Origin of the sequence: Nocardia terpenica, from assembly GCF_013186535.1 — a bacterium.
GTDB classification, from domain to species: domain Bacteria; phylum Actinomycetota; class Actinomycetes; order Mycobacteriales; family Mycobacteriaceae; genus Nocardia; species Nocardia terpenica.
Window position 1 is genome coordinate 70,113 of record NZ_JABMCZ010000002.1, and the last position, 25,500, is coordinate 95,612.

The window sequence follows — 25,500 nt, forward strand, 5'->3', positions numbered from 1 at the left end:
GAACCGGTGCGCCGTGCCGCGAGATCATCGGGACTGGTCACCGCCGTCGCCGCGGTCGTCGCGCTGACCGCGTGCGGGACGACCGCGGGTCACGCCGTGCCGGGGCTGACGGTGCCGGATGTCGCCAAGCTGAAGGTCGGGCCGTACCAGTCCAAGCCGTTCGACTACAAGCCGAGGCTGAGCACCAAGGACGATGTGTTCGCCATCGAATCGCGGCGTCTGCTGGGCTATCTCACCTCTCCCGACGAAATCGACCCGGAGATGAATCATCTCGGCGGCACGCAGCTGTTGAGCCTGGGGGATTCCTCGTTCGTGCAGGACTACGGAATCGTCACCGTGGGGGTGCTTCCGCAGGCGTACAAGCCCGCGCTGGAGAAGAACAATCTCATTGCCGGGGCCTACACCAGCCGCAACAACGACGACCTGCGCAACCGAAAGTTCATGTCGGCCTATCTGATGCGATTCCCGTCGGATGCCGCCGCGCGGAGCGCCGCGCAGGATCTGGAGGCGACTCCCGGTGCGATTCCGGACAATCGGCATCCCCTTCCCCTCAGCGGATTCGACAATGCCCATGCGTCCTCGCTCACCGACGCCAAGGGCTGGCTGTTCGTCGCGCGCGGCCCGTACGTGCTCCTGGTGATGCTGACCGTTCCGAAGCCGGATGCGAACGCCCTGACCACCGGTTTCCAGAAGTACCTGTCGATCGCGCTGCCCCGGCTGGACAGGAGCGACCCCACCGCGGAGGACGATATTCTCGATCTCCCGCAGAACCCGTCCGGCATCATGCGTCTGGCCCTGCCGCCGCAGAAACAGAGCGCGGATTCGATCATCGACCAGACCACCGTCGGCCCGTACGAGCCCGCCGGACAGCTTCAGCTCGAGCGCGACGCGGGCGCGCTCCGGCCGATTTTCGCCCAGACCGGGGTCGATCTGGTCGGCAAGAACGACGGAACCGTCTACCGCACCCGCGATACCGAGGCGGCGTTCCGATTGCAGGCGGCGCTGACCACGCCGGGAAAGAACGACGAGGAATTCCCCAACCCGCCCGGAATCACCGACGCGCACTGCATCAAACTCGATGAGCGCGAGCCGGTTCGCAATTACAGCTATCTCTGCGCGGTGGTCTACGACCGCTATGTGGCGGTGGTGGGCACCGAGGGCCGTGCCGCGGGCATCTCGCCCTCGTTCTATCAGCGAGTGGCGGCGCAGTACGCCATGTTGGTCAACAACGGGTAGGCAGCTCATGACATCGTTCACCGCATCGAGCCGATGGCGGGTCTTCGCCGCCCTGCTGCTGATCACGACCGTCACGATGAGCGGCTGCGGCGATTCGCACACCGCGCCACCGGAACCGGCCGTCGATATCTCGAAACTGGATTCCGGAAACTACCCCGCCACACCGCAGGACGTCGAGAAAGCCAAGACTCCGGAATCGAGCGCGGTGCAGGAGTCCATCCGCCTGGCCGACGTCGTGCCGTTGATGATGGATATCGACAGCAGGATGATCTACAGCCCGGGCCTGTCGGAGGCGGGCACCGCCGCGTATCCGCCGCCGATTCTCGACAAGGACACCAAATTCTCGGATGTGGCCCCGGGACTCGTCGCGGGATGGTTCACCCGTGGTCGGCGGCGGTCGGATATGGAATTGGGGCTGGCGGCCGATATGACCGTCCTTCGCTTCGGCACGGCGGGGCAGGCGGCCGATGCCGCGCGCGCCATCGCCGACAACGAGCGCGGGCAATATCCGGGCAAGGCCACCGCGACCATTCCCGGATATCCTGCGGCGCAGGCGGATCTGAGCCAATACGACGCGCTGCGCACCTGGCTGGTCTCCGACACCTACGTCGTGTCGACCTATGTCTCCGATGCCCTGACCACCCCGCCGGATCCAGCGCCGCTCATCGACTTCACGAAGAAGGTGCTGGACAGGCTGATCGACGGCCTGAAGACCTTCCGGCCGACACCGGCGGATCGGCTGACCACCCTCGCCGCGGACAAGGACGGCCTGCTGGGCCGCACGCTCCCGGCGGACAAGCCGTCGGCGACCACCGGCGTGTATTCCCCGCACGCGGCGCTGCACCGGCAGATGCGGCCCGATCTGTCGAAGCGGGCCTTCGACGATGCCAAGGTCGATCTCGTGTCGAGCAATGCCGACACGGTGTATCGCACCGCCGATTCCGCCGCCGCGCACCGGCTTCGGGCCGCCTTCCTGGACGAGCTGTCCGTGGATTATCAGCCTATCGACGGCCCGCCCGGACTGCCGACCGCGAAATGCCTGAAGAACCGCGATCCGGACGAGTCGGAGCTGCGCTGCTACCTGACCTACGACCGGTATGTCGCCGAAGTGATGGACACCCAGCCGCAAATTCTGTATCAGCAGACCGCCGCGCAGTACAAACTGCTCGCGGCCGGAAGATAAGGGGAGAACGTGCCCGCGCCGAATCGATGCCTGCTCGCGCTGCTCACCGCCGGGCTGATCGCGGCCGCGGCGAGCGCGTGCGGATCGGATATTCCCGGCACGCCCGTGCGGCAGACGCCGGACCTGTCGCAGCTGGACGTCGGAAACTATCAGGTCAAGCCCCGCATCCTGGGACACGCCAAGAGCCTGAAACAGGCCCGGGTCCGGGAATCGCAGCGGCTTGCCGACTATGTCGCCCTGCCATCGGAGGCCGACCCCACCTATACCCAGGACGCGTTGTTCGCGCTGAAGCCGCACATCGTCCTGAACCGAAAGGCGCTGGGGGATCTCATCATCAACGACACCTTCGATGATGTGGCCAAGGATCTGGTGGCCGGATGGCAGAACGCCATGGGAACGGCCACAACAAATCCGGGCGACAAACAGCGGCTCATGAATCTCGCGGTCCTGGAATTCCCCGACGCCACCACGGCCGCGACCGTCGGCCCCACCCTCGAACACGACGATTTCACCTACAATCCCGACAACCAGCCGGTGACCATCCCGAAATACCCGGACGTGAAATCCCATTGGCGCCCGACCGTCTCCTCCATCGGCGCCTGGGCCGTCCACGACCGGTACGTCGTATTCACGAAGGTCACCGACGACACCTCCGCCCCCGACCTGCCCGCCCTGGTCTCCCAGGTCGAGCGCCTGCTCGACGTCCAATTCCCCCTGCTGGACAAGTTCGCCCCGACCCCCGCCGACGCCCTGGCGACCATCCCGCTGGACCCCGACGACCTGCTCGGCCACACCCTGCCGACGAACCCGGAGGAACAGCTGCGCGCCGACCCCGACGCCGTCTACACCGGCCGCGGCGCGGCGGCCGGAATGCAGGGCACCAGCCTCGATTTCCTGAAAACCGGTGACCTCGACCGGATTTCCTTCGGCGACGGCGCGGTATTCCGCAGCCGGACCGCCGAGGGCGCCCGACGACTGTGGCAGGAGTGGAAACCCTCCACCCACCCCGAGCCGAACCGCAAGATGGTGTCCCCTCCGAAGGGCCTGGGGGACAACGCGGAATGCTTCGCCGCACTGACCAAGGACGGCCAATCGGTCGACATGAATCTCTGCATTTTCCAGGTGGACAGATATGTGGTCCAGACCGCGGGAAAGCAACTCCAGGATCTGCATCAGAAAACGGCGGCACAGTATCGGCTACTCGTGACGTGGTGAGGGCGTCGGGCGGGTAGAACCCCGACCACCGGCTTGCTAGGTTCTTCCCGACGGACAGGGCCTGTTCGGGACGTCTGACAATCGCTAGGAGGATCGAATGCCGTTGCGGCCGGGCTCGATCGTGGGCGGCTACCGGGTGCTACGGGTGCTCGGCAGCGGCGGCATGGGTACGGTCTACCTCGCGCAGAACCCGATCCTGCCGCGGCGGGACGCGCTCAAGGTGCTCAGCGCCGACCTGTCCACCGATCCCGAATTCCGGGCCCGCTTCGAACGCGAGGCGAATCTGGCTGCCGGACTGGACCATCCGAACATCGTCACGGTGTACAGCCGGGGCGAGGAGAACGGCCAGCTGTGGATCGCCATGCAGTACGTCGAGGGCACCGACGCCGCCGAGGAGACCAAGAAGGGGCCGTCGGTCATGACGCCGCAGCGGGCGCTGCGCATCGTGTCCGAGGTGGGTAAGGGCCTGGACCACGCGCACCGGCGCGGCCTGCTGCACCGCGACGTCAAGCCCGCCAACTTCCTGCTGTCCACCGTCGACGCCGACGAGGAACGGGTGCTGCTCACCGATTTCGGCGTCGCGAAGTCGGCCGAGGACGGCCAGGACCTGACCACCACCGGACAGTTCATGGCGACGGTCGCCTACGCGGCTCCCGAGCAGCTGACCGGCGACCGGCTCGACCACCGCGCCGACGTCTACAGCCTCGGCTGCGCCTTCTACCGCCTGCTGACGGGCCAGAACCCTTATCCCGCAACGGCTCCGGCCGTGGTGATGATGGGCCACCTGAACGAGCCCCCGCCGCGGATCAGCGCCGTCCGCCCGGACCTGCCACCCGGACTGGACGGCGTCATGGCGCGGGTCATGGCCAAACATCCGGCCAACCGCTACAACAGCTGCCGCGAATTCGTGCAGGACGCCGAGGCCGCGATGTTCGGCCCCCGCCAGCAGTACGCCGCCCCGCAGTCCACCGACCCGCGGGTCCGCATCCAGGGCTTCAACCCCCGCGCGGACACCGACGCCCGCCTCATCGACACGCTGCGCAACGGCCCCTCCGGCCCGTCCCGGCTGCGAAAGACGGTGCTGTGGGGAGCGATCGCGCTCGTCGCGATCCTCGCCGCCGCGGCGGGCACCTTCTACCTGACCAAGGGCTCCACCGGCACCCCCGGTGCCGACCGAATGGCCCAGGTCCGCAGCAAGTATCCCCAGTTCGACGGCAAAACGGTCACCGCCTTCAACTTCGGCGACGGCACCATGTCCGCCTACCTCACCCCCAGCGACCAAGCAAAATTCCTGCAAGACTTGGGTTTCCGCTACAGCACCAACTACAAGGCCGTCGGCGACGAGAAATCCCCCCGCCCCCTCTCCCCCACCAACTACGACCTCAAAACCGACTCCGACGTAGCCATCGTCCTCCGCACCGACAGCCAGGCAGGCAACGGCGGAATGCGCGGCCTCCCCTCCAGTTTCAACGGCTTCCCGACAATCGTCGTCATCGACGACCCCTCGACGATCCAGGCGTTCCAGGTGTGGACGGACCAGTCCGGGGGGACACTGATCGACAAGATGGTGCCGGTGGTCGGGAAGATCGTGAAGTAAGGGTGATGAACAGATTGGGGCGGGGGCTGCTCATCTTCGCGTGCACCTCGGTCATCGCGGTCACCGCGTCGTGCGGGGCTGATCGTCCGGTCGAGAAGCCCGCCGATCCGGTCGTGGACCTGAGCCGATTGGATGTCGGGAACAATCCGACGACGCCGCACCGGTACGGTAAGCCGGAGAACATGGAGATGGCCAAGCTGGTCGAATCCATGCGATTGGGCGACAGCCTGCCGCTGCCGGTGGAAATAGATCCGGCGGTGAAATATCCGCCGATTCCGCTGTCGCGAACGGCGCACAGTTTCATCGAAATCGACACGGTGGCGATGAAGACCCGCACGAACGCTCGCCTCGATCTGCTCAACGACCAGATCAAGGGCTTGGTCTGCGGGTTCGCCACCATGGGGAGCTCCGATCCCACACCGAACCTGGCCTTCACTCTCGACAACGTCGTCATGCTGTACGACACCGCGCAGAACGCGGCCGCTGCCGCCGATACGCTCGCCGGGGCCGACTTCGCCAGCAGGCCCGACAACGCTCCCGTCGCCATCGGGGAATATCCCACGGCCCGCGCACACGCCGCCCCAGGGGAACCGGGAATCATCCGATCGTGGTTTGCGACGGGCCGGTATGTGATATTCACCTTCGTCCAGGACAACGTGATGAAGATCCTGAATTCCACCGATATGCCGAGGCTGGTGTCACGGGTGACGGAGAGCATCGGAAAGATATCCGACAGCCTGCAGAAATTTTCCCCTGCGCAGCCCGACCGGCTGATGGACGCCGATGTCGATCCGGACGGAATGCTGGCACGAGCATTACCGACCGCGAACACCGATACCTCGCAGCCGGGAGTGCCCGGATATTTTACGCGTCGCGGCGGGTTACAGATTTCCCCCGCGCCGCGGAAGGACGCCGAATTGTTCGAGCGGACGGGCGTCGATCGGGTTTCCTGGAGGGGAGGCTTCGTCTATCGAGCTCGTGACATCGTCGGCGCGCAGACGATCGCTCGCGAGAAGGGGGAACCCACCAGGGAGTTCGGCCGACTCGAGCCTCCCCGGGACCTGCCTTTCGCACTGTGCCGTGAGTACCGTGTTCCGCCTGCGGTGAAGAACAGATTCTATTGCTCGGTCTCGTACGACCGCTACGCCGCCTGGGTTTCGTCGAATCAGCTGAACGACGTGTATCAGCGAATATCCGCGCAATACGCACTGCTGGCGAACAGCCACTAGCGCGGCTTCCGGCGAACAGGACGATAGATGCATCGAACGACACGACTTCGGACAGTGCACGGCACCGCCGCAATCCTGGTTCTCACGGCCACGCTGAGCGGCTGCGACTCGGCGATCCCCGGCGGCGCGATCGCAGGAGAAATCGATGTGCGAAAGCTCGATGTGGGGACGTATCCGACCGAACCGCTCGACCTCCGCTACACCTACAACCCGACCCTGTCGACCGGGCAATCGCTCGCGACCATGCGATTGGCGGATCGGGTCGTCACCGGGCAGGAAATCGACCCGCGTTTCACCTGGGGGAAGGGTGCCATTCCCGTATCGGGCGACACCAGTGCCTCGCAACTCGTCCAGGGCGCCAATGGACCGGTCCTGAAGGAGATCGCCAAGCCGGACGGCATGATGTACGGCGTCGCCGTCTCCACCAGTGACATGAAACCCGGTGAGTACGGGCGGCTTCCACCGAACGCGGCAACGGCCACCGTGGTCGTGATGCAGTTCCCGAACGACACGGCCGCCGACCGGGCCGCGGGCGAGATCGAGGCGGCAGATCTCGCCGCCGCACCGGGCCAGAACCACCTGGACCTTCCCGATGACCCCCGAGCGCACGCCCACTGGAACCCGAATGATTCCATTGCCGTATCCACCTTGGCGCGGGGGAGCTATGTCGTGACCCTCATTCTCGGAAATATCCGCGATTCGGGCGGACCCGCCGCCGTTCTCCACAAGACCTATGCCGCTCAAATTCCCCTTCTCGACGCTCTTCGCCCGCTGAGCACCGAAGAGATTCTGCGCCTACCGTACGATTCCGACGGCTTACTCGATCGCACCCTGAATACCGACGCCTGGGGCGATCCGTCCTTCGAAAATCAGGCGACGATGGCCTTGCGAGGATTCCTCCATCGGGTCGATGATCAGGATCGATACCGAAAGATACTCACCGAGGCAGGGATGGACCGGGCCGCGCTCACTCAGGACGCTTCGTACCATACATCCATGGTGATTCGCACTCGGGACGAGCAAGCGGCCCGGGCATTGACAGCCCGAATAGTGCAGGCGCAGGATTCCGTTCCCGCGGATCCACCGATAGGACCGCCCTATTCCGCATGTGCCGAGAACAAGAATGCCGATTTCACGCACAAGCGATTCCGCTGCGCGGTCGGCTATCGGCGGTATGTCGCGACGGTGGACGGTGACCAGTTGCGCGATACACAGCAACGTGCGGACGCCCAATACGCCCTGCTCGCCAACTCGCTGTAGCTTACGAGGAGACCACGGATATGGCTTTGAGCCCCGGCACCATCGTCGGCGGATATCGAATCGTGCGAGTGCTCGGTGCGGGCGGGATGGGCACCGTCTATCTCGCCAAACATCCGAGCCTGCCTCGCATGGACGCCCTGAAGGTGCTCAGCCCGGAATTGTCGCGCGATCGAGAGTTCCGCGGCCGTTTCGAACGGGAAGCCAATCTGGCGGCCGGTCTCGATCATCCCAATATCGTCGCCGTCCACAACCGCGGCGAGGAACACGGCCAGCTCTGGATCGCGATGCAGTATGTCGACGGCACCGACGCGGCCGCGGAGGTCGCCCGCTCCCCGCATTCGATGACACCGTCCAGGGCGCTGCGCATCATCACCGAGGTCGGGAAGGGGCTCGACCACGCTCATCGCAAGGGATTACTCCACCGGGACATCAAACCGGCGAATTTTCTGCTGTCCAGCGGGCAGGGGGAGGATCAGCGCGTCCTACTGACCGACTTCGGGGTCGCGAAATCGACCGACGATTCCACCGAGCTGACCCAAACCGGCAGCTTCCTCGCGACCATCGCCTATGCCTCACCCGAACAGCTCGCCGGTTATCCGCTGGACCATCGATCCGACATCTACAGCCTGGCGTGCTCGTTCTACAAGCTCCTCACCGGGCAGAACCCGTACCCGACCACACAGCCGGCGATGGTGGTGATGGGTCATCTCCACGAACCGCCGCCGCGACCGGCCGCGACGCGACCGGACCTCCCGCCCGCTCTCGACCATGTATTCGCGCGGGCCATGGCCAAGAAACCCGCCGATCGGTTCGACTCCTGCCGCGAATTCACCGACGCCGCAGCGGCGGCATTCACCTCGGGAGACATTCCGCCCGGTCCGCGCCGGACCGGCCCGAAACGCGCGGCGCTCGCCGTCGGAGCACTCGCGGTGGTCGGCGCGGTCACGGCGGGTGGGCTGCTGTGGGCCGACCGGAATACGAGCACGACGCATTCGGGCGCCCCGAATACATCCGAGACGACGGCCGCGCTGCCGAAAAAAGCCACCTCGGTCGCCCAGGCGAGACAGGAGCATCCCGCCTTCGCCGGAAAGTCACTCGTCCTGGCCGATGTCAGCAATGGGGACTCGCCGGTGTCGCCGAATGTCTCGATCTATCTGAAACCCGGGCCTCAGACCGATTTCCTCGAAAACCTCGGATTCGTTTACGACCCGACCGAGACCCGGCAGGGCCAGGAGATTTCACCGCGACCGCTGGACGGTGGCGCACTGTATTCGACATTCACAAATATCAGTGACAGCTACATCCTCGTGACCCGGAGCGATTCCAGGGCGGGCGGCGGCGGACAGCTGGGATTGCCGGCGCAGATCACCTCCGCGCATGCCACCGTCATCGTGGTGGACGACCCCGCCACGGTGGCCGCCATCAGAAATTGGACAGAAACATCCGGCGAAACGCTGCTTGACAAGCTGGTTCCGCTGCTGGCCACATTTGTGAAATAGGAAAGAGCGAAGATGGCTGCGGGCTCCCGATCGACTACTCGAGACCCGCAGCCATCGGACCACTACATGGCGTAGCGGGCTGCCTGGGAGGCGTCGTTCGCGAAGGTTTCGTCCACACCCTGCTGAACCGCCACATGGGTGGAGTGCAGCGTGTTGTTCAGATCCGTCGTCCGGTTGTGCCAGTTCCCCATGAACGAGGTGAACTCCCCGCTCGCCTGACCTTCCCAGTTCTCGGTGACCCAGCCCTCGACGTACTTCTTGAAATCCTCGAGCGCCGTTTCGATCTGCTGGACGTTGCCCTGAATGGTGGAGATGTCGTCGTACATCTCTTTGGTAAAACGAATCATTACAGTTCTCCGTTCGAAAAATGCTCGTTGTTCAGGTTGGGTTCGAGCGATTACAGGCTGATAGAGCTGCCGGGCGTAGCGGCGGGGCCACCATCGAACCCACCACCGGCCTGGCCGATCTGACTGCCGAAGCTGGAGTCCTGCGCGACGAAGCTCTTGCCCGACTGCGCGACATTCTCGCCGGTGTGCTCGAGGTCGGTGTTGAGCCGCCGCGCCTTCTCGAAGTAGTTGTCCATGACGCCCCGGTAGGCCCGCTGAGCGTCACCGTCCCATTTGCCGATCAGCGTCTCCGAGTTGGTCTGAATCCTTTGGATAAGGCCCACGAGATCGTCGTGCTTCTTTTGGATCTGGGTCGAGAAGTCGCCGAGATCTGCCCCAACCTTGAAGCCCATGTCTTCCTCCTGTGATGATGTGTGTTCTCAACCAACGCGAAGCATCCCCTACCTAGACTTGGACGCTCCATACCCCCGATCGGTTCCACCCGGTCGAAGCATTCGCCACCGACGCCTGTGAGGCGCGTCACGCGGCCGAGCCGGCCGCGGTCCCTCGGGATCACGACGACTCGAGGCCGCTCGGCGCCGATCATCAGTCCGACCGTGTCCAGGCGGTCTGAATCAACTCGACACCGCTGCGAGTGATGAGGGTGCCGCGACCGGCGGGCAGTTCGGAGGGACGGACATTGCCGATCAAGTTGCCCTCCTCCCGGCTGCCGCTCATCACCAGGGCCATCGAGACCAGGTCTCGCATTCGCCCGATCACCGGCTCGTACATGGCTCGCGACGCACCGCCGGCTCGGCGGGCGAGAACGAGATGGAAGCCGACATCCTTGCCGTGCGCCAGATATTCGACGAGCGGCGACAGCGGATTGCCCGAGGACGTCACCACCAGGTCGTAGTCGTCGACGACGACGAAAACCTCGGGACCCTCCCACCAGGACCGGTCGCGCAGCTGCTGCGGGGTGACGTCCGCACCGGGCAGCCGAGCCTTGAAGATGGCCGCGAGGTCGACCGCATTCTGCTGCAGCGCAGCCTCGTTCGGCGCGTAGGCGGCGAGATAGGACTGGTCGACCACGCCCAGCATCGTGCGCCGATAGTCCGCGACGACGATCTTCGCCTGCCGGGGCGTATTCGAGGCCATGATCCCGTGGCAGATCGAACGAAGCAGCGTGGTCTTTCCGCATTCGCTGTCGCCGAAGACCATGAAATGCGGCTGGTCGGCGAAATCCAGGAACTTGGTGGCGAGTTCGGTCTCGCCGATACCGATGGGAATCCGCAGGTTGCGCTCGCTCGGATCCAGGTAGCTGGGCCAGTTCCCGGCCGCGGCCTGCATGCCCGCGAAGTCCAGCAGTTCCGGCAGCATTCGCACCGGACGCGCGGGACGGCCCGGCGTCGAGCGTGCGATCGCCGTGACCGCGGCCGAGACTCCGCTGCCGAGCGATTCGGGATCGGAGCTGCTGTCGACCCGGGGCAGCGCGGTCAGCATGTGCAGGCCCTCGGGGGTCATACCGCGACCGGGACGCCCCTGCGGGACCATGGCCGCGACCTTGCGGCCCAGGTCGGAGTCCATGGGATCGCCGAGCCGCAGCTCGATGCGCGTGCCGATCTGGTCCTTCAGCGCGGGTCGCGCCTCGGCCCACCGGGCCAGCGCGATCATGATGTGCACACCGTACGAGAGTCCTTGCACGGCAAGGTTCGTGATCGTCTGCTCCAGCGGATCGAAATCCTGCCGGATACTTCCGAAACCGTCGATCACCAGGAAGACATCGCCGTAGGGATCCTCGTGGGCACCCGCCGCGGCCGGGCTGCTGTCCGGATCGGACGCCCGCAGTCGGCGGAATTCCGACATCGACTCGATACCCAGCTGACGGAACCGCATTTCGCGCTGGCGCACGATCGTCTGCACCTCGGCGATGGTGCGCCGGACCTTGTCGACGTCCAGGCGCCCGGCCGTCGAGCCGACATGCGGCAGGCCCTCCAGGCTCGCCAGCGTGCCGCCACCGAAATCCAGGCAGTAGAACTGCACCTGCTCCGCGGTGTGCGTCAACGCCATCGACATGATCATCGTTCGCAGCGCGGTCGACTTACCCGACTGCGGGCCACCGACGATCGCCACATTGCCCCGGGCACCGGACAGGTCCACGATCATCGGATCGCGCCGCTGATCGTAGGGCCGGTCGACGATGCCGATCGGGGCGCGCAGCGTCGCCGTCGCGTTGTACTCCCCCGTCAGAATCGATCGCGGAACGAGCTGGTCCAGCGCGGCCGACTCGTTCAGCGGCGGCAGCCAGATCGCGTGGGCCGGGCGACCGTGCCCGCGGATGCGAGACACCAGCATCTGCAGGTTGGAGGTCTTCTCGCCGTCCTCGCGGGACTCTTCGACGACGGCGGCCTGCTGCGGCAGTGGGATGCGGTCGCTGGCACGGAATCCGACATGATCGGCGGTGAACTCGCGGGCGTTGATGTCGATCTCACCGCCGACGATCCCCGCCTGCGTGATCTCCCGCTGTGCCCCGCCGCCCACATACGGACCGGACACATAAGAAGCCTGAAACCGCTGAATCTCCCCCGAGTCCGACTTCAGATACCCCCCACCGGGATTGTTCGGCAGGTTGTATGCGTCCGGAACGCCCAGGACCTGCCGGGACTCGTTGGCCGAGAACGTTTTCAAGCCGATGCGGTAGGACAGGTGGGATTCCAGGCCCTTCAGGCGGCCCTCTTCCAACCGCTGGGAGGCGAGTAGCAGGTGTACGTGCAGCGACCGGCCCAGGCGGCCGATCATGACGAACAGTTCCGCGAAATCGGGGTGCTGGGCGAGGAGTTCGGAGAATTCGTCCAGGACCACGAACAGGGCGGGCATCGGGTCGAGGTCGGCGCCTGCGGCGCGGGCCTTCTCGTATTCGGTGACGTTGATGTAGTTGCCCGACGAGCGGAGCAGTTCCTGGCGGCGGTTCATCTCGCCGGCCAGGGCGTCGCGCATGCGGTCGACCAGGTCGGCCTCTTCCTCCAGGTTGGTGATGACGGCCGCGACGTGCGGGACGCCCTCCAGGCCGAGGAAGGTCGCGCCGCCCTTGAAGTCGACCAGGACGAAGTTCAGCTGGTCCGGGGAGTGCGTGGCCAGCAGCGAAAGCACCAGGGTGCGAAGGAATTCCGACTTGCCGGAACCGGTGGCGCCGATGCAGAGGCCGTGCGGGCCCATGCCGTTCTCGGCGGCCTCCTTGATGTCGAGGTGGACCGGCAGGCCGTCGGCGCCGACGCCGAACGGCACCCGGAGCCGGTCGCGGCCGTAGCGCGGCTTCCACGCGTTCTCGGGATTGAAGGTGCCGATATCGCCCAGCGACATCAGCTGCGACCAGGTCGAAATGACCTCGGCCTCTTCGGCGACCGTCTCGCCGCCGCGCTGCACCGCCACCCGGAACGGCGCCAGGCGGCGGGCGACCTGCTCGGCCTGGCGGGCGCTGATCCGGTCGATGAGGGCGAAGCGCTCCATGGTGCCGGTGGCGCCGCGGCCGACGCATTCGCCGTTCTCGACGACCATCTGAATGCCGCGCGAGACCGCCAGGCGCGGAGCGTAGTTGCACAGGTCGATGACCGTGACGCCCTCGTATCCGGATTCACGCAATGCGTCTTCTTCGGCCTCCAGCAGGCCGCCGTCGACGACAATGATGATGTGCACCAGATTCTGGTTGGCAGGCTGATTGCGCGAATAGCGGACCCGGTTGTGCAGCAACGGGTGCAGGCCCGCGGCCATGGCCCGCACCGACCCGTACACCATGCGCTCGGTGCCGACGCCGTCCTGCGACTCCGGATGCTGGGTGTGCGGAAGCCATTTGATCCACTCCCACTCGCGCGCGGTGTCGGCGCCGCACACCACCGCGATCAGCACCTGGTCCGGGGCCTGGAACATGCACAGCTGCAGCAGCATCGCGCGGGTCATGTCGCGGGCCTGGGCGCGGTCGCCGTTGAGCTGGATGGTGGCGAAACCCTTCACCGCGATGGCGGTGGGCAGATCCGGCACCGTGGAGTGGGTGCGCACGAAGCGGCGCAGCGACACCGCGGCGATCGGCTCCAACTCCTCGACCGGTCCGGTCTCCGGCGACACCAGCCGGGTCGCCAGGCGCTGGCCGCCCAGACCGATGCGGGCGTGGCAGAAGTCCTTGTCGCCGGGGCGGCGCTCCCACATCCGGCTGGTGCCCGCGAGCATCCAGATCAAGCCCGGTTCCGGATGGCTCCATTCGACGGCGGCGCGCTGCTGCTGGGAGGTCTCGTCGACGTCCTTGCGCACCTGATCCAGATAGCGCAGATAGTCCTTGCGGTCCTCGTTCGCCTCGGCCGCCTTCTGGCCCCGACCGCCCTGACCGGCGAACATGCCGACCATCGAGAAGACCATCATCATCGGGAACATCATGCTCATCGGGTTGGAGGCGATGCCCCCACCTCGGGTGAACATGATGGCCATCATCCCGACCATGCCGACGATCATCACGACCGGCATGAGTTTGCTGATCAGGCTGCCCGGTATCGCCCGGGGAATCTCGGGCGGCGGTTGCAACGTGACCTCGCCACCCGGAGACCGTGGGACCTCCCGGCGCTGCCGACGCTGAAACCGGACTGTGCTCAACGAACGATCCCCCTTCGGCGGCAGTACTGCGGCCTCAGTGTAGAGGGCACCGCCGTCATGTCGTACAGTTCGGGCAGCATTCTGCACGGGCCCGCCGCGCGTCCGCAAACCGGCGCGCTTGTGGAAACAAGAGGTAGAGACGAGTTGGGGGAAGCGTGACGCACGCTCGACTGGACCATATCGAGGAAGATTCGAGCCGTGGAATCGTCCGGGCGCCGGATCTTGCCCGTGTGACGATTCTCGCCAAGCACACGCAGGTGGACATGGCGATTCCGGTCGATGTTCCGGTCGCCCTCGTCATTCCCAGCGTGGTCGACATGGTCGCTCAGCACAGCCGGACCAACGAATTCGACAACACGGGTGAACAATTCGAGCCCGCGGAATGGGTCCTGGCGCGGATCGGTCAACCGCCGTTCTCGAATTCGCTGAGCCTCGGCGAGCACGGCGTGCGCGACGGCGAGCTGTTGATGCTGGAAAGCGCCGACCGGGTCGCTCCCACACCGCTGTTCGACGACATCATGTACAACGTCGCGATCGCCGATACCGACCATTTCCGAACCTGGTCGCCGCGGGTGGCGCGGATGACCGGTTCGGTCATCGCTGTGCTGACCATGCTCGTCGGTTGCACCGGGCTGCTGGCCGCGCCGAACGCGCTGCCCGGCTGGATCACCGGGTCGGTCGCGGCGGCCATCGCGCTGCTGCTGGTCGTCGCGGGCACCGTGCTCAGCCGGATGTACGGCGACACCAGCACCGCGCTGGTGCTCGGCGGCTGCGCGCTGCCGACGGCGTTCACCGCGGGCATGCTCATCGTGCCCGGCCACTACGGCTGGGCGAATCTGCTGCTCGGCTCGGTTCTGGTGGGCGCCACGGCAATTCTGGCGTGGCGGGTCAGCGGCGTCGGGCTGGCGCTGTTCATCGGCGCGACCACGCTGTCGCTGTTCGCGATTCCCGCGACGCTGGTCGGGCTGCTGACCTCGCAGCCCGGCAAGGCGATCGGCGGCGTGGCCGCGGCCCTCGCGCTGGGCGCGCTGTCGCTGGCGCCGCGGGTGTCGATGCTGCTGGCGAAGCTGCCGCTGCCGCCGGTGCCCTCCCCCGGCACGCCGATCGATCCGACCGAGGAAGATCCCGACGATCATCGCGCGCTGCCGAGCATGGACGTGCTGCGGATGAAATCCGAACGGGCGCGGATGTATCTGGCCGGGCTGGTCGCCGCCACCACGCTGGTGACCGTGGTGGGCGCGCTCGCCTCGACCGATCCCGAGGCCCACACACCGTTCTGGCCCGGCGTGGCGCTGGCGCTGGTGTGCGCGGTGGTGCTGATGTTCCGCAGCCGCACCTACGCGGGCGCGGAGCAGGCGGTGGTGCTGATCGTGGGCGGCGCGGTGATCCTGCTGGTCATGATGGTCGGCGCGGCCTTCACCCAGCACCAGCCGCTGGCCGTGTTCGGCGCGGCGATGGCCATGCTGATCGGCGCCCTGATCCTGGGCATCATCGTGCCCAACCAGTCCGCCACCCCGCCCATGCGCCGCGCCGTCGAGCTGCTGGAGTACGCCTTCGTGGCCGCGGTGCTGCCGCTGGTGTTCTGGGTGGCGGAGCTGTACACGCTCGTGCGTTCGCTGTGAGCGTGTGATGAATCCGAACAGGTTCGGGCACAGGGTTTTTCGGGCCGTCTGCGCGACGGCGCTGGTGGGGATGACGGTGTCGACGGGGGCGGGTGTGGCGGTCGCCGACCGCCCGCCCGCCGTCAATCCCGGAATGCTGCCGCCCGGACCGGACGGGCCGCCGTACGCGGCGGAGCAGCGGTCGAACGTGGGATGCGCCGGAACCGCCTACGGCGGCGACGGCCCCTCCATTCCTCCCGCTCAGAGCGCGCTGAATATCGACAAGGCGTGGCAATTCTCCAAGGGCGACGGACAATTGGTCGCGGTCATCGATACCGGCGTCGCACGGAATCCACGGCTGAACCTCGTCGGCGGCGGTGATTACATCACCAACACCGACGGCACCGACGATTGCGATGCGCACGGGACCTTCGTCGCGGGGATCATCGCGGCCAGCCAGGTCGATGGTCAAGGCTTCGCGGGCGTCGCGCCCGACGCTCGAATCCTGAGCATCCGGCAGACCTCCGGGTATTTTCAGCCGAAGGGCACCAGCCAGACCCAGGAGCCCGATGCGATGCCCGCCGGATTCGGCAACACGACCTCGCTGGCCTGGGCCATTCGCAAGGCGGTGGATATGCACGCCACCGTGATCAATATGTCCGAGGTCGCCTGCAAGGCGAACCCACCGGGCATCGATGATCTGGCCGTGGGAGCGGCGGTTCGCTACGCGTCCGAACACGATGTCGTGGTGGTGGCGGCCGCGGGCAATACCGACAAGGACTGCAAGCAGGCCACCAATACCGTGCAGGATCCCCTGAATCCGAACGCCGATCCGTGGTCCAAGGTCACCATGGAGGTCTCCCCCGCGCGCTACGACGACTACGTATTGTCCGTGGGCTCGGTGAATTTGAACGGCCAGGCATCGAAGTTCACCGTTCCGGGCCCCTGGCTGGGCGTGGCCGCGCCCGGCGAGAATCTGATCTCGCTGGACCCGCGGTTCGACAACGGGCAGAGCAGGGGCACCGCGCGCGGCAAGATCGACCCGCAGGGCCAGCAGGAGCCGATCTCCGGAACCAGTTTCGCCGCACCGTATGTCGCGGGCGTGGCGGCGCTGGTCCGTTCCCGCTTCCCGCAGCTCACCGCGCCCGAGGTGATCAAGCGCATCGAGGCCACCGCGCACGCGCCCGCCGAGGGCTGGAATCCCTACGTGGGCTACGGAATCGTGGATCCGGTGGCGGCGCTCACCGCCGAGGTGCCCGCCAATCTTCCGCCCAAGCAGCCGAATCCGGCCCGCAGCTGGCAGCTTCCGGTTCCCGCGACGCCGCCACCGCCGGACCACACCGCCCGCAATGTCGCACTGATCGGCACCGGAATTATCGGGGTGCTCCTGGTGCTGGGTTATCTGGCATCGTTCCCGATCCGTCGCAGATTCGGTGTGCGAGAGGATATCTAGACGGCGAAAGATCCGTCCGGATCCGGACGGATCACGCCCAGACGCGAATTGTTCTCTCGCGCTTCGTCGTCGATTTCTTCGATCCGGTAGCGAAGGCGGCGGACGGCGGCCGTGTGGTCACCGGCTATCTGCTCCATGGCCGATATCCAATTCACGACTTTTCCGCCTCCTCGGTTTCCACGGGCTCGGGTTCGGAATCGACCGTCGGAGGAACGTAGCGGATCTTCGGACGGTGCTCGGATTCATCGGATTTGACGGACCCGCCAACGATGTGCGGGAAACCGCCGAGCATCCCACCCGATGAGGCGGCCGCGGCCGGGGCGGTCGAGGCGCCCGGGTCGACGGCGGCCGGGGCCGTGGCGGGTTGCGATCGGCTCGCGGGAACCGAGACGCCCGGCGTGGTGGCGGCCTGACCGGTTCCGGTCGGATTACCGGCGCCCGCGCGGTGGGCAATGCCGTCGATCTTCTCCGCCGCGACCGCACCCTCCTCAACGAGGCCGGTAATGCCGTCGCCGCCGCGGATGTCCCTACCGAATTCACCGAAACCCTTGGCGGCCTCGCCGAAATCCTTCACCATCCCGCCGACGGCCTTCAGCGGGTCACCGAGGTGAGCGAGAATGTCGGGGACACTACCGGTGATCTTGCTGGCCGCAGTGACGACATTGGTGATGTCGCCGGGCCGCCAGACGCCCGCGGTGCCGTAGTCGCTCACCGTCGGGTTCGGCGATTCGGTCTTCGATGGCACGGGGGTCCGAATCGGGGCCTGCGCCTTCTGCGTGGGGTCGCCGCTCTGGGGCGCAGACTTCTGGGTCGTCTTATCGCTCGGCGACTGCGTCTTCCGGCTCGGGTCGCCCGATTGTGGCTGCGGCGCACCGGCTTCCGCGATGGGGCTCGCCCGCACGACCGGTTGATCCGGCTTCGCCGGGGCCACCGGATTGTCCACTTGCGCAGGCGAATCCGGGGCGTCGACCGACGCGGCCGCGGTGGCCGTGGGCGCGCCATGGAACGGCATCTGCGCCACCGTGATCACCCCGTTCGGGTCGGCGTCCTGCCCGTTCGCGGTCGGGAACGGCGTGGCGCTCACGCTCTCGAGCGCCCCGCAGACCTGGTCGTACAGGCCGCCGACGGCCGCGTGGGTGGCGTCGGTGAGCCCGGTGAAGGCCGTCACCTTCGCCTCCACGGCGGGGACGAAGACCTTGTCGAGCCAGTGCGTGCAGTAGGTCTTCGGGTCGCTTCCGGACGAGAATTCCGGCAGCACCTCCCGCACCGATCGGGTGCGCTCGTCGGCCTCGATGGTGCCGTCGAAATCGCCACGGGCATAGGCGATGATCTTGTCGACCTGCTCGCCCGACCTCCCGGCCAGCGTGGTGGTGGAGAAGTCGGTGCGGATGGCGTCGGCCTTGATCCGCACCACTTCCTCGAGGTTGTCGGCCGCGGCCGAGACCGCCCGCGCGATGCCGGTGAGCGCGTCGTGGTCCTCGGCGACCCGACCGCCGACCTGCCGCACGAACTGCGCGGCGCTGTCGGCGCCGGGCGAATCGCTCCATCGGCTGGGCAGTTCGGCGAAGCGCGCCTGCTGCATGCCGACGTGATCGCCGAGGCGCCCCCGCAGCTCCTGACTCAGCGCGGTCGCGAAGGCGCGCAGCGGCTCCACATTCATCCCGCGCTGCTGGTCGTATCGGGTGGTCAGCGAGTTCTCGTCCTCGCCTATGGGATTCGCGCCGGTCCAGGCGCGATAGTGGGGCACGAACGTCCGGAACAGCGTCAGCCCGTCCCGCGTGTCGCCGCTCATACCAGCGTTCCCCCGGCCGAGGTGATGCCCGCGGCGCTCGCCCTGTCGGCGTTCGCGCTGCCGGTCGCCGACGTGCCGATCAGCTCGCCGGTGCCGCGCACGCAGGTCGCCCACGCCTGGATCCGGGTGCCGACCCCGTCGAGGGCCCGGCCGAGCCGGTCGCCCCGGGTGCGGTAGTCCCGCCCGGCGTCGGCGGCGTCGTACCGCCGGGCGGCGGCGCCGACGGCCCGGGCACTCGCGTCGAGCACATCCGCCGACCACCTCAGATCGCGCGCGATGGCATGCAGCGCAGCAACATCCATTCTCATCGAGCAACCCCCCGTTCACACGAACCGTCGTTCATGGATATCGGCCATCGGCATCTGCGGTTTCCACCCGGCAGATCCAGACCGGAGCATGGCATCGGGCCGACGAGAAGTCAAGCGGCAAAAGGCATTACGTGCGTTTCTGGCGACAATTCAGCTACCGCATATTATCCCGATCCCACGAGGCGGGGCTACCGTGTTCGGCGTGACGAACGACAGCGAGACGAGGAAACGCCCGTTCTGGCAGGAACTTTCGATCCTGGTCGCGGTGGCCCTGGTCGCGGCGGGGCTGGTGGTGAACTTCATCGGGCGGCCCTATCTGATCCCGTCCGAGTCGATGGAACCGACCCTGCACGGCTGCACGGGCTGCACCGGCGATCGCATCTACGTCGAGAAAATCGACTACTACCTGCACGATCCGCGTCCCGGCGACGTGGTGGTCTTCGTCGCGCCGACCTCGTCGTGGAATTCTCACTATCGGGGATCCACCCGATCCCGAAATGTCGTATTACGCGGTATCGAGGATTTCCTCTCGATCTTCGGCCTGACGCTGCCGGACGAGAACGACCTGGTCAAGCGGGTCATCGCGGTCGGCGGGCAGACCGTCCAGTGCTGCGATACCCAGGGCCGCGTCCTGGTCGACGGAAAGCCCCTCGACGAACCATATCTCGCGCCGACCCCGCCGCCGGATCCGCACTCTTCCCATACCGCAACGGATCTCGCCCACCGCCCGTTCGGTCCCGTCAAAGTGCCGCCCGGCCACGTCTGGGTGATGGGCGACAACCGGGGCCACTCGGCGGACTCCCGCTTCCACATGAACGACGAATTCCAGGGCACCGTCCCGATTTCGGACATCCGCGGCAAGGCCGTGTTCAAGATCTGGCCCCCGGGCCGCATCGGCCCGGTCCGGGCCCACGATCCGCAGCGGCGCTAGTCGACCGACCCATGGTTGTTCAATGACTTTCCAAAGAGCGGTCAAAACACAGTGAGGAATACGAACAATCCGGCCAAGATGGGCGCAGGATGCGTTGGTGTACGCGCATTCCTAGCGGCACGAGGGGCAGGAACCACATGTCAACGAGACCCCGGCAACGTCTCACGGCCGATCAGCGCAATGCCTTCGTGGCGGCGCAGCTCGGCTGGACGATGGACGCCTTCGACTTCTTCGTCGTGGTGTTCGTCTATGCCGACATCGCCAAGAGCTTCCATATGGACAAGACCGAGGTCGCGTTCATCACCACCGCGACCCTCATCATGCGTCCGGTGGGGGCGCTGCTGTTCGGGCTGTGGGCCGACCGGATCGGGCGGCGCATCCCACTGATGGCCGACGTCGCGTTCTATTCGGTGGTCGGATTCCTGTGCGCGTTCGCGCCGAATTTCACCGTGCTGGTGATCCTTCGGCTGCTCTACGGCATCGGGATGGGTGGCGAGTGGGGGCTGGGGGCCGCGCTCGCGATGGAGAAGATTCCCGCCGAACGCCGCGGGTTCTTCTCCGGGTTGCTGCAGGAGGGTTATTCGTTCGGCTATCTGCTGGCCTCGCTCGCCTCGCTGCTGGTGATGAACTGGCTGGGGTTGTCGTGGCGCTGGCTGTTCGCGCTGTCGATCATCCCGGCGCTGATCATCCTGATCATTCGCGCCCGGGTCGGCGAGTCCGAGGTGTGGGAGAAGACGCAGGAGCGGATGCGGGTCACGCGCACCTCGTTCCGGGACATCCTCACCAATCCGGCAATCGTTCGTCGCTTCGTCTATCTGGTACTGCTGATGACGGCGTTCAATTGGATGTCCCATGGCACGCAAGACATTTACCCCAATTTTCTGTCGTCGACCGGGCACGGCGGCGCGGCGCTGTCGACGGCGGCCGCCAAGTGGATCGCGGTGCTGTACAACATCGGTGCGATCATCGGCGGCCTGATCTTCGGCACCCTGTCCCAGCGCTACGGGCGCCGCTACACGATCATCTTCTGCGCGCTGCTCGGGCTGCCGATCGTGCCGCTGTTCGCCTACTCGCACACCGCCGCCATGCTGTGCCTGGGCTCGTTCCTGATGCAGGTCATGGTGCAGGGCGCCTGGGGCGTGATCCCGGCGCACCTGACCGAGATGTCCCCCGACGCCATCCGCGGCTTCTACCCCGGCGTGACCTACCAGCTCGGCAACCTGCTCGCCTCGCTGAACCTCCCCATCCAGGAGCGGCTCGCCGAGAGCCACGGCTATCCCTTCGCCCTGGCCGCCACCATCGTGCCGGTCCTCCTGGCGGTCGCCGTGCTCACCCTTGTCGGCAAGGAGGCCAAGGGAATTCGGTTCGGCACGGGCGAGATCCCGGTCAGTTCTGCGAAGTAGAACTGTCCTGCTTCGACTTCACCAATTGCTTGGCCGGATTGGCGTCCGGCGCGACCCCGTCGTGGGCGACCATTGCCTCCTGGCGGCCGAGCGAGGGGCCCGGGGCGAGCAGGCCGACGATCGGGTAGGGCGCCGGTTCGGGTTTCGCGTGTTCGGGGTCCATGCCGAGGGCCTTGGCGGCCTCGGTGTCCTTGATGCCGTAGCGGACTCCGGTGTCGGCGATGTAGAACTCGGCGTCGCGGCGCTGGCTGTCCGGTTCGATGCCGGTGGTCTGGACGAACATGCCGGAGCCGGGCGTGCTGTAGAACTGGCTCACGTTCTGTCCGGGCGCGTCGGCCTGCGCCAGCCGAACCGGTTGCGCGCCATCGGGAATCGGCAGCGAGTGTCCGGTCAGGACGGTGAGTTCGGCGCGCTTGCTGCCGTCGGACTTGTCGGCCGCGCCGGGCACCGGCTTCCACGACATGCAACCGACCGGCTGATCCTTCGCGTCGACGATGGTCGGCGCGGTATTCGGATACTTGCCGACCGGCAGCGGACTGATGTGCGGCACCGGGGAGGTCGCGAACTGATCGATCTCCGAATTCGGCGACGACGACGGGTTGGAGTAGCGGATGAGGTCCGCGGTCAGCTGCGAGACCTGCTGAATGCCGTCGCGCAGCACCACCCAGTACTCGTCCTTGGTCGTGACGTGCACCACGTCGCCGATGCGATGACCGCCCAGATCGTAGGTGGGAACGCCGCCCGGATCGTCGATCTTGGGCCGCTCGATCGACAGCACCTCCGGGATGGCGTTCAGCAGGCCCGGGCTGATCGGGCGCGGCGTCATACCGCGGATGCCCAGCGCGTCGGCGACCGCGGGGTCGCTCATGTTCACCCGGGCGCGCTGGTTGTCGTAGATCAGATAGGTGGAGTCCTTGCCCTGCACCAGCATCGCCCGGTTGCGGTCCATGGCCGACGCCTTGGTGCCCAGCGACGGATCACCGGCGATGACGGTGGTGGTCACCGCGTTGCTGCCGTCGTTCTTCAGCTCGTCGCAGATGGTCCAGGCGCGACCCTTGCCGCTGGTGTCGAATTCCATCGAGACCGGACCGCCCGGGATGCCGATGAGCGCGCCGCGCGGCTTCTTCGACAGCTCGGATTCCTTGATGGACACCGGTTTCGCCGGATCGCCGACCGCCAGGCGCGCCGAGGCCAGGTTCAGCGCCGGATGCACGACGCCGTCGACGACCGCGTACACCGCGCCGGAATCCTTGCCGACCAGGATCTTGTTGTCGCCGATGGAGCCCTGCGGGCGCAGCAGCGCGAGCACACCGCAACCGGCCAGGGCCACGCAGCCGAGAATGAATCCCGCCGCGTAGGCGCGCGACTGCGAGCGCATCGGGTCGTGCAGCATGCGCACGTCCCGGCGGACCAGCGCGTGCTCCATCCGGCGGACCAGGAAGCGATAGCCGCTCACCTGCCACCGGGTGGTGGGTCTTGAAGGCATGGTTCCTCCCCCGAACAGTGCTCACTTTCGCACAACACAGTACAGTTCAGCAGGACCGAAATTCAGCTCAGGGGGACGACGATGGCCGAACCGAGCGGGAAGCGCAACCGCCCGCTGTTTGGACGGATCTCGCTGCCGGGCCTGCTCGCGGCACAGGTACTCGGCTTGGTGGTCGGCGTGGTCGTGCTGACCGTGCACCTGCGGTGGTGGTACGCGCTCGGCGCGGCCGTGGCCGCCGGACTGCTGCTGCTGATCCCGTTCGGCAAGCGCACGGTGGGCGCCTGGTTGGTGACGCTGTGGCGGTACTGGACGCGACGCGACTACGAGATCGGCGACACCTTCGATTTCCGTGGCCCGGACGGCCGTTCGCTCGGCCTGTACTGGGAGGGCAGCCGGGTCGTCACCGTCGTCGAGGTGCTGCCGCCGCGCGGCGGGCTGACCCGCATCGACCGCAACACCGTGCACGCCTCGCACCTGCTGCCGCTGCCGGAGCTGGCACAGTGCCTGAGCCAGCACGACATTCTGCTCAGCGGCATCGACATCATCAGCCACGGACACCGCAGCCGGTCCGGCACACCCGCGGGCCCGATCTACGAATCGCTGCTCGGACCGCTGCCGGCCACCGCGCACCGCACGGTGTGGCTGGCGATCGGCTTCGACGTGCTGGCCTGCCCGGACGCCGCCGACCGCCGCGGCGGCGGCAGCGAGGGCGCGGGCCGCGCGGTCACCATCGCCACCCAGCGCATCGTGCGCGCGCTCGAGGACGCCGACTGCTCCTCCCGCGTGCTGACCGCGCCGGAGATCCAGAACGCGGTGTGGCAGATCACCGCCGGTGACGATCCGCGCGCGCTCACCCAGCACTGGCGCTACGTCGAACTCGGCAACGGCGTGAACATCGGCGCCGCGGTCGATCCCAAACAGCTGGGCTCGGATCTGCTTGCGCAGCTGTGGGTCACGCCGTCGCGCGGCACCACGGTGACCGTGCGGCTGCGCCCGGGCGCGACTGCCGACACCGTGAACATCGGCGCCGCATGGCGTTCCACCACCCGCGAGCTGCCGGAGAAGACCCGGCGCAAGGGCATGGTATCGATGAACGGGCGGCACCGGCAGAGCCTGCTCGCGCACCTGCCGCTCGGCATTCCGGGCCTCGACGCGACGGTGCCGATGAGCGAGTACCCGATCGAGACGATCGACGCGCTGCACCTGCCGTCCTCGGGCTGCGGTCAGCTGATCGGCTCCGACGACGAGGGCAACGGCGTCGCCATTCGCCTGGTGGGCCAGGGCATTTCGACCGTGTACGTGGCCGGTGAGCTGTATCTGGCGCAGCAGCTGGTGTTCCGGGCGCTGGCCGTGGGCGAGCGGATCCTGATCCGCACCGACCGCCCGCAGGCGTGGGAGCAGCTGGTCACCACCATCGGCAATCCGGAGCGGCTGGCCGTCGCCGTCGAAACCCACCAGAGCGACGCGAATTTCACCGCGGCGGTGGTCGACGGCGTGGTCGCGCCCGCGCCGCACGCCGGTGTCACCACCATCTATCTGTCCGGCGATCCGCGCGGCCTGCCGCCGACCCGCCCGGACCTGTCGCTGCACCAGCCGGGCGCGATCGGCAACCACGTGGTGCTGCGCACCGGCACGGCGCAGGTCGAGCTCATGCTGGTGTCGATTCCGCGGGAGACCACCTACATCGGCCACCCGCGCGGGCGGCGCGCGGTGGCGAATCGGTAGCGCTCAGCCCGGATACGGGTCGGCGGCCCGGGCCGCCCGCAAATGCCTTCCCCACCAGTCGAGTTGGCGGAGCAGGCGGTGCGCGGCGTCGATGGCCGCGCCGACGGCGGTCTGTCCGTCGGCATCGAATTTGCGCTTGGCCTCGTGGAAGCTGATGGTCTCGCGGACCGACACCATGTGGATCTCGGCGACGACCTGGCGCAGCTGCTCCACGGCGCGCAGGCCCCCGGACAATCCGCCGTACGCGACGAAACCGATGGGCTTGCCGCGCCATTCGCGTTTGGCGATGTCCAAGGCGGTCTTAAGGGACGCCGGATATCCATGGTTGTACTCGGAGGTGACGGCGACGAAAGCGTCTGCCGCAGCGAGGCGTTCGCGATAGGCCGTCACCTCGGGAGTGGTCGACAGATCGACCGGCAGCGGGGTGTGTGCCAGGTCGATCACGCCGATGTCGAAGGCCGGGTCCGCCCGGGCGGTGCGGAGGAACCAGTCGGCGACGACCGGGGCGAACCGTTCCGGCCGCACGCTGGCGACGACGACCTCTAGCCGCAGCGGATTGTCCATGGCGCGAGCCTAGTCGCGCGCCCGACCGCGGCCCGGGACCACCCTCGCGCCGCG

At 66.9% G+C, this 25,500-nt stretch carries 20 protein-coding genes; 12 read left to right on the top strand and 8 right to left on the bottom strand.

The window, feature by feature from the left end; translation table 11 throughout:
• The first annotated feature begins 6 nt into the window (after nt 1–6).
• From HPY32_RS11690 to HPY32_RS11720, 7 genes are all read left to right on the top strand, one after another.
• Entirely contained in the window at nt 7–1,236 is a 1,230-nt protein-coding gene (locus HPY32_RS11690; protein WP_082870864.1) for a DUF7373 family lipoprotein, read from the top strand.
• Between the two features lie 7 nt (nt 1,237–1,243).
• Nucleotides 1,244–2,419: a DUF7373 family lipoprotein gene (locus HPY32_RS11695; RefSeq protein ID WP_067581527.1), complete on the top strand. Its 1,176-nt coding sequence runs from the start codon at nt 1,244–1,246 to the stop codon at nt 2,417–2,419.
• A 9-nt stretch (nt 2,420–2,428) separates the two neighbouring features.
• Nucleotides 2,429–3,634, top strand: coding sequence for a DUF7373 family lipoprotein (locus HPY32_RS11700; protein WP_067581524.1), 1,206 nt, complete (start codon nt 2,429–2,431; stop codon nt 3,632–3,634).
• Nucleotides 3,635–3,731: 97 nt separating this feature from the next.
• Complete coding sequence (locus tag HPY32_RS11705) at nt 3,732–5,231, top strand: serine/threonine-protein kinase (RefSeq protein WP_067581521.1); 1,500 nt, start codon at nt 3,732–3,734, stop codon at nt 5,229–5,231.
• Between the two features lie 5 nt (nt 5,232–5,236).
• Nucleotides 5,237–6,460, top strand: a complete 1,224-nt coding sequence (locus tag HPY32_RS11710; RefSeq protein ID WP_067581519.1) for a DUF7373 family lipoprotein — start codon at nt 5,237–5,239, stop codon at nt 6,458–6,460.
• A 54-nt stretch (nt 6,461–6,514) separates the two neighbouring features.
• Entirely contained in the window at nt 6,515–7,720 is a 1,206-nt protein-coding gene (locus HPY32_RS11715) for a DUF7373 family lipoprotein (RefSeq protein ID WP_067581516.1), read from the top strand.
• Between the two features lie 20 nt (nt 7,721–7,740).
• Nucleotides 7,741–9,219, top strand: a complete 1,479-nt coding sequence (locus HPY32_RS11720) for a serine/threonine-protein kinase (protein WP_067581513.1) — start codon at nt 7,741–7,743, stop codon at nt 9,217–9,219.
• Nucleotides 9,220–9,281: 62 nt separating this feature from the next.
• Here HPY32_RS11720 and HPY32_RS11725 read toward each other — a convergent pair whose 3' ends face one another.
• From HPY32_RS11725 to eccCa, 3 genes are all read right to left on the bottom strand, one after another.
• A complete protein-coding gene (locus HPY32_RS11725) occupies nt 9,282–9,566 on the bottom strand; it encodes a WXG100 family type VII secretion target (RefSeq protein WP_082870863.1) in 285 nt (94 codons plus the stop codon).
• 50 nt (nt 9,567–9,616) lie between these two features.
• Nucleotides 9,617–9,958, bottom strand: coding sequence for a WXG100 family type VII secretion target (locus tag HPY32_RS11730; RefSeq protein ID WP_067581507.1), 342 nt, complete (start codon nt 9,956–9,958; stop codon nt 9,617–9,619).
• A 193-nt stretch (nt 9,959–10,151) separates the two neighbouring features.
• Complete coding sequence (eccCa, locus tag HPY32_RS11735) at nt 10,152–14,183, bottom strand: type VII secretion protein EccCa (protein WP_067581504.1); 4,032 nt, start codon at nt 14,181–14,183, stop codon at nt 10,152–10,154.
• A gap of 230 nt (nt 14,184–14,413) precedes the next feature.
• Between eccCa and eccD the strand changes: the two genes are divergently transcribed.
• Nucleotides 14,414–15,805: a type VII secretion integral membrane protein EccD gene (gene eccD / locus HPY32_RS11740; protein WP_231951446.1), complete on the top strand. Its 1,392-nt coding sequence runs from the start codon at nt 14,414–14,416 to the stop codon at nt 15,803–15,805.
• Nucleotides 15,806–15,812: 7 nt separating this feature from the next.
• Complete coding sequence (mycP, locus tag HPY32_RS11745) at nt 15,813–17,237, top strand: type VII secretion-associated serine protease mycosin (protein WP_082870862.1); 1,425 nt, start codon at nt 15,813–15,815, stop codon at nt 17,235–17,237.
• Here the strand turns inward: mycP and HPY32_RS11750 are convergent.
• The 3 genes from HPY32_RS11750 to HPY32_RS11760 are packed head-to-tail and all read right to left on the bottom strand — an operon-like array spanning nt 17,234 to nt 19,337.
• The gene (locus HPY32_RS11750) at nt 17,234–17,374 is read right to left on the bottom strand and encodes a hypothetical protein (RefSeq protein ID WP_156674128.1); all 141 of its coding nucleotides are present in this window, start codon (nt 17,372–17,374) and stop codon (nt 17,234–17,236) included. The two genes, mycP and HPY32_RS11750, sit on opposite strands and share 4 nt — an antisense overlap.
• A 14-nt stretch (nt 17,375–17,388) precedes the next feature.
• The gene (locus tag HPY32_RS11755) at nt 17,389–19,029 is read right to left on the bottom strand and encodes a WXG100 family type VII secretion target (protein WP_067581495.1); all 1,641 of its coding nucleotides are present in this window, start codon (nt 19,027–19,029) and stop codon (nt 17,389–17,391) included.
• Nucleotides 19,026–19,337: a hypothetical protein gene (locus HPY32_RS11760; protein ID WP_156674127.1), complete on the bottom strand. Its 312-nt coding sequence runs from the start codon at nt 19,335–19,337 to the stop codon at nt 19,026–19,028. Before HPY32_RS11760 ends, HPY32_RS11755 begins: the two co-directional genes overlap by 4 nt.
• 202 nt (nt 19,338–19,539) lie before the next feature.
• Here HPY32_RS11760 and lepB point away from each other — a divergent pair, with 202 nt between their 5' ends.
• Together lepB and HPY32_RS11770 are read left to right on the top strand one after the other, a co-directional pair.
• Entirely contained in the window at nt 19,540–20,268 is a 729-nt protein-coding gene (gene lepB / locus HPY32_RS11765) for a signal peptidase I (protein ID WP_231951445.1), read from the top strand.
• A 137-nt stretch (nt 20,269–20,405) separates the two neighbouring features.
• Nucleotides 20,406–21,671 (top strand): MFS transporter, encoded by a 1,266-nt coding sequence (locus tag HPY32_RS11770; protein ID WP_067581489.1) that lies wholly within the window; start codon nt 20,406–20,408, stop codon nt 21,669–21,671.
• On the opposite strand, the gene eccB is transcribed toward HPY32_RS11770, so the two are convergent.
• Nucleotides 21,655–23,157 (bottom strand): type VII secretion protein EccB, encoded by a 1,503-nt coding sequence (gene eccB, locus HPY32_RS11775; RefSeq protein ID WP_067581486.1) that lies wholly within the window; start codon nt 23,155–23,157, stop codon nt 21,655–21,657. The two genes, HPY32_RS11770 and eccB, sit on opposite strands and share 17 nt — an antisense overlap.
• Before the next feature lie 81 nt (nt 23,158–23,238).
• Between eccB and eccE the strand changes: the two genes are divergently transcribed.
• Nucleotides 23,239–24,882, top strand: coding sequence for a type VII secretion protein EccE (gene eccE / locus HPY32_RS11780; protein ID WP_067581484.1), 1,644 nt, complete (start codon nt 23,239–23,241; stop codon nt 24,880–24,882).
• A 3-nt stretch (nt 24,883–24,885) separates the two neighbouring features.
• On the opposite strand, the gene HPY32_RS11785 is transcribed toward eccE, so the two are convergent.
• Nucleotides 24,886–25,446 (bottom strand): NADPH-dependent FMN reductase, encoded by a 561-nt coding sequence (locus tag HPY32_RS11785; RefSeq protein WP_067581482.1) that lies wholly within the window; start codon nt 25,444–25,446, stop codon nt 24,886–24,888.
• Between the last annotated feature and the right edge of the window lie 54 nt (nt 25,447–25,500).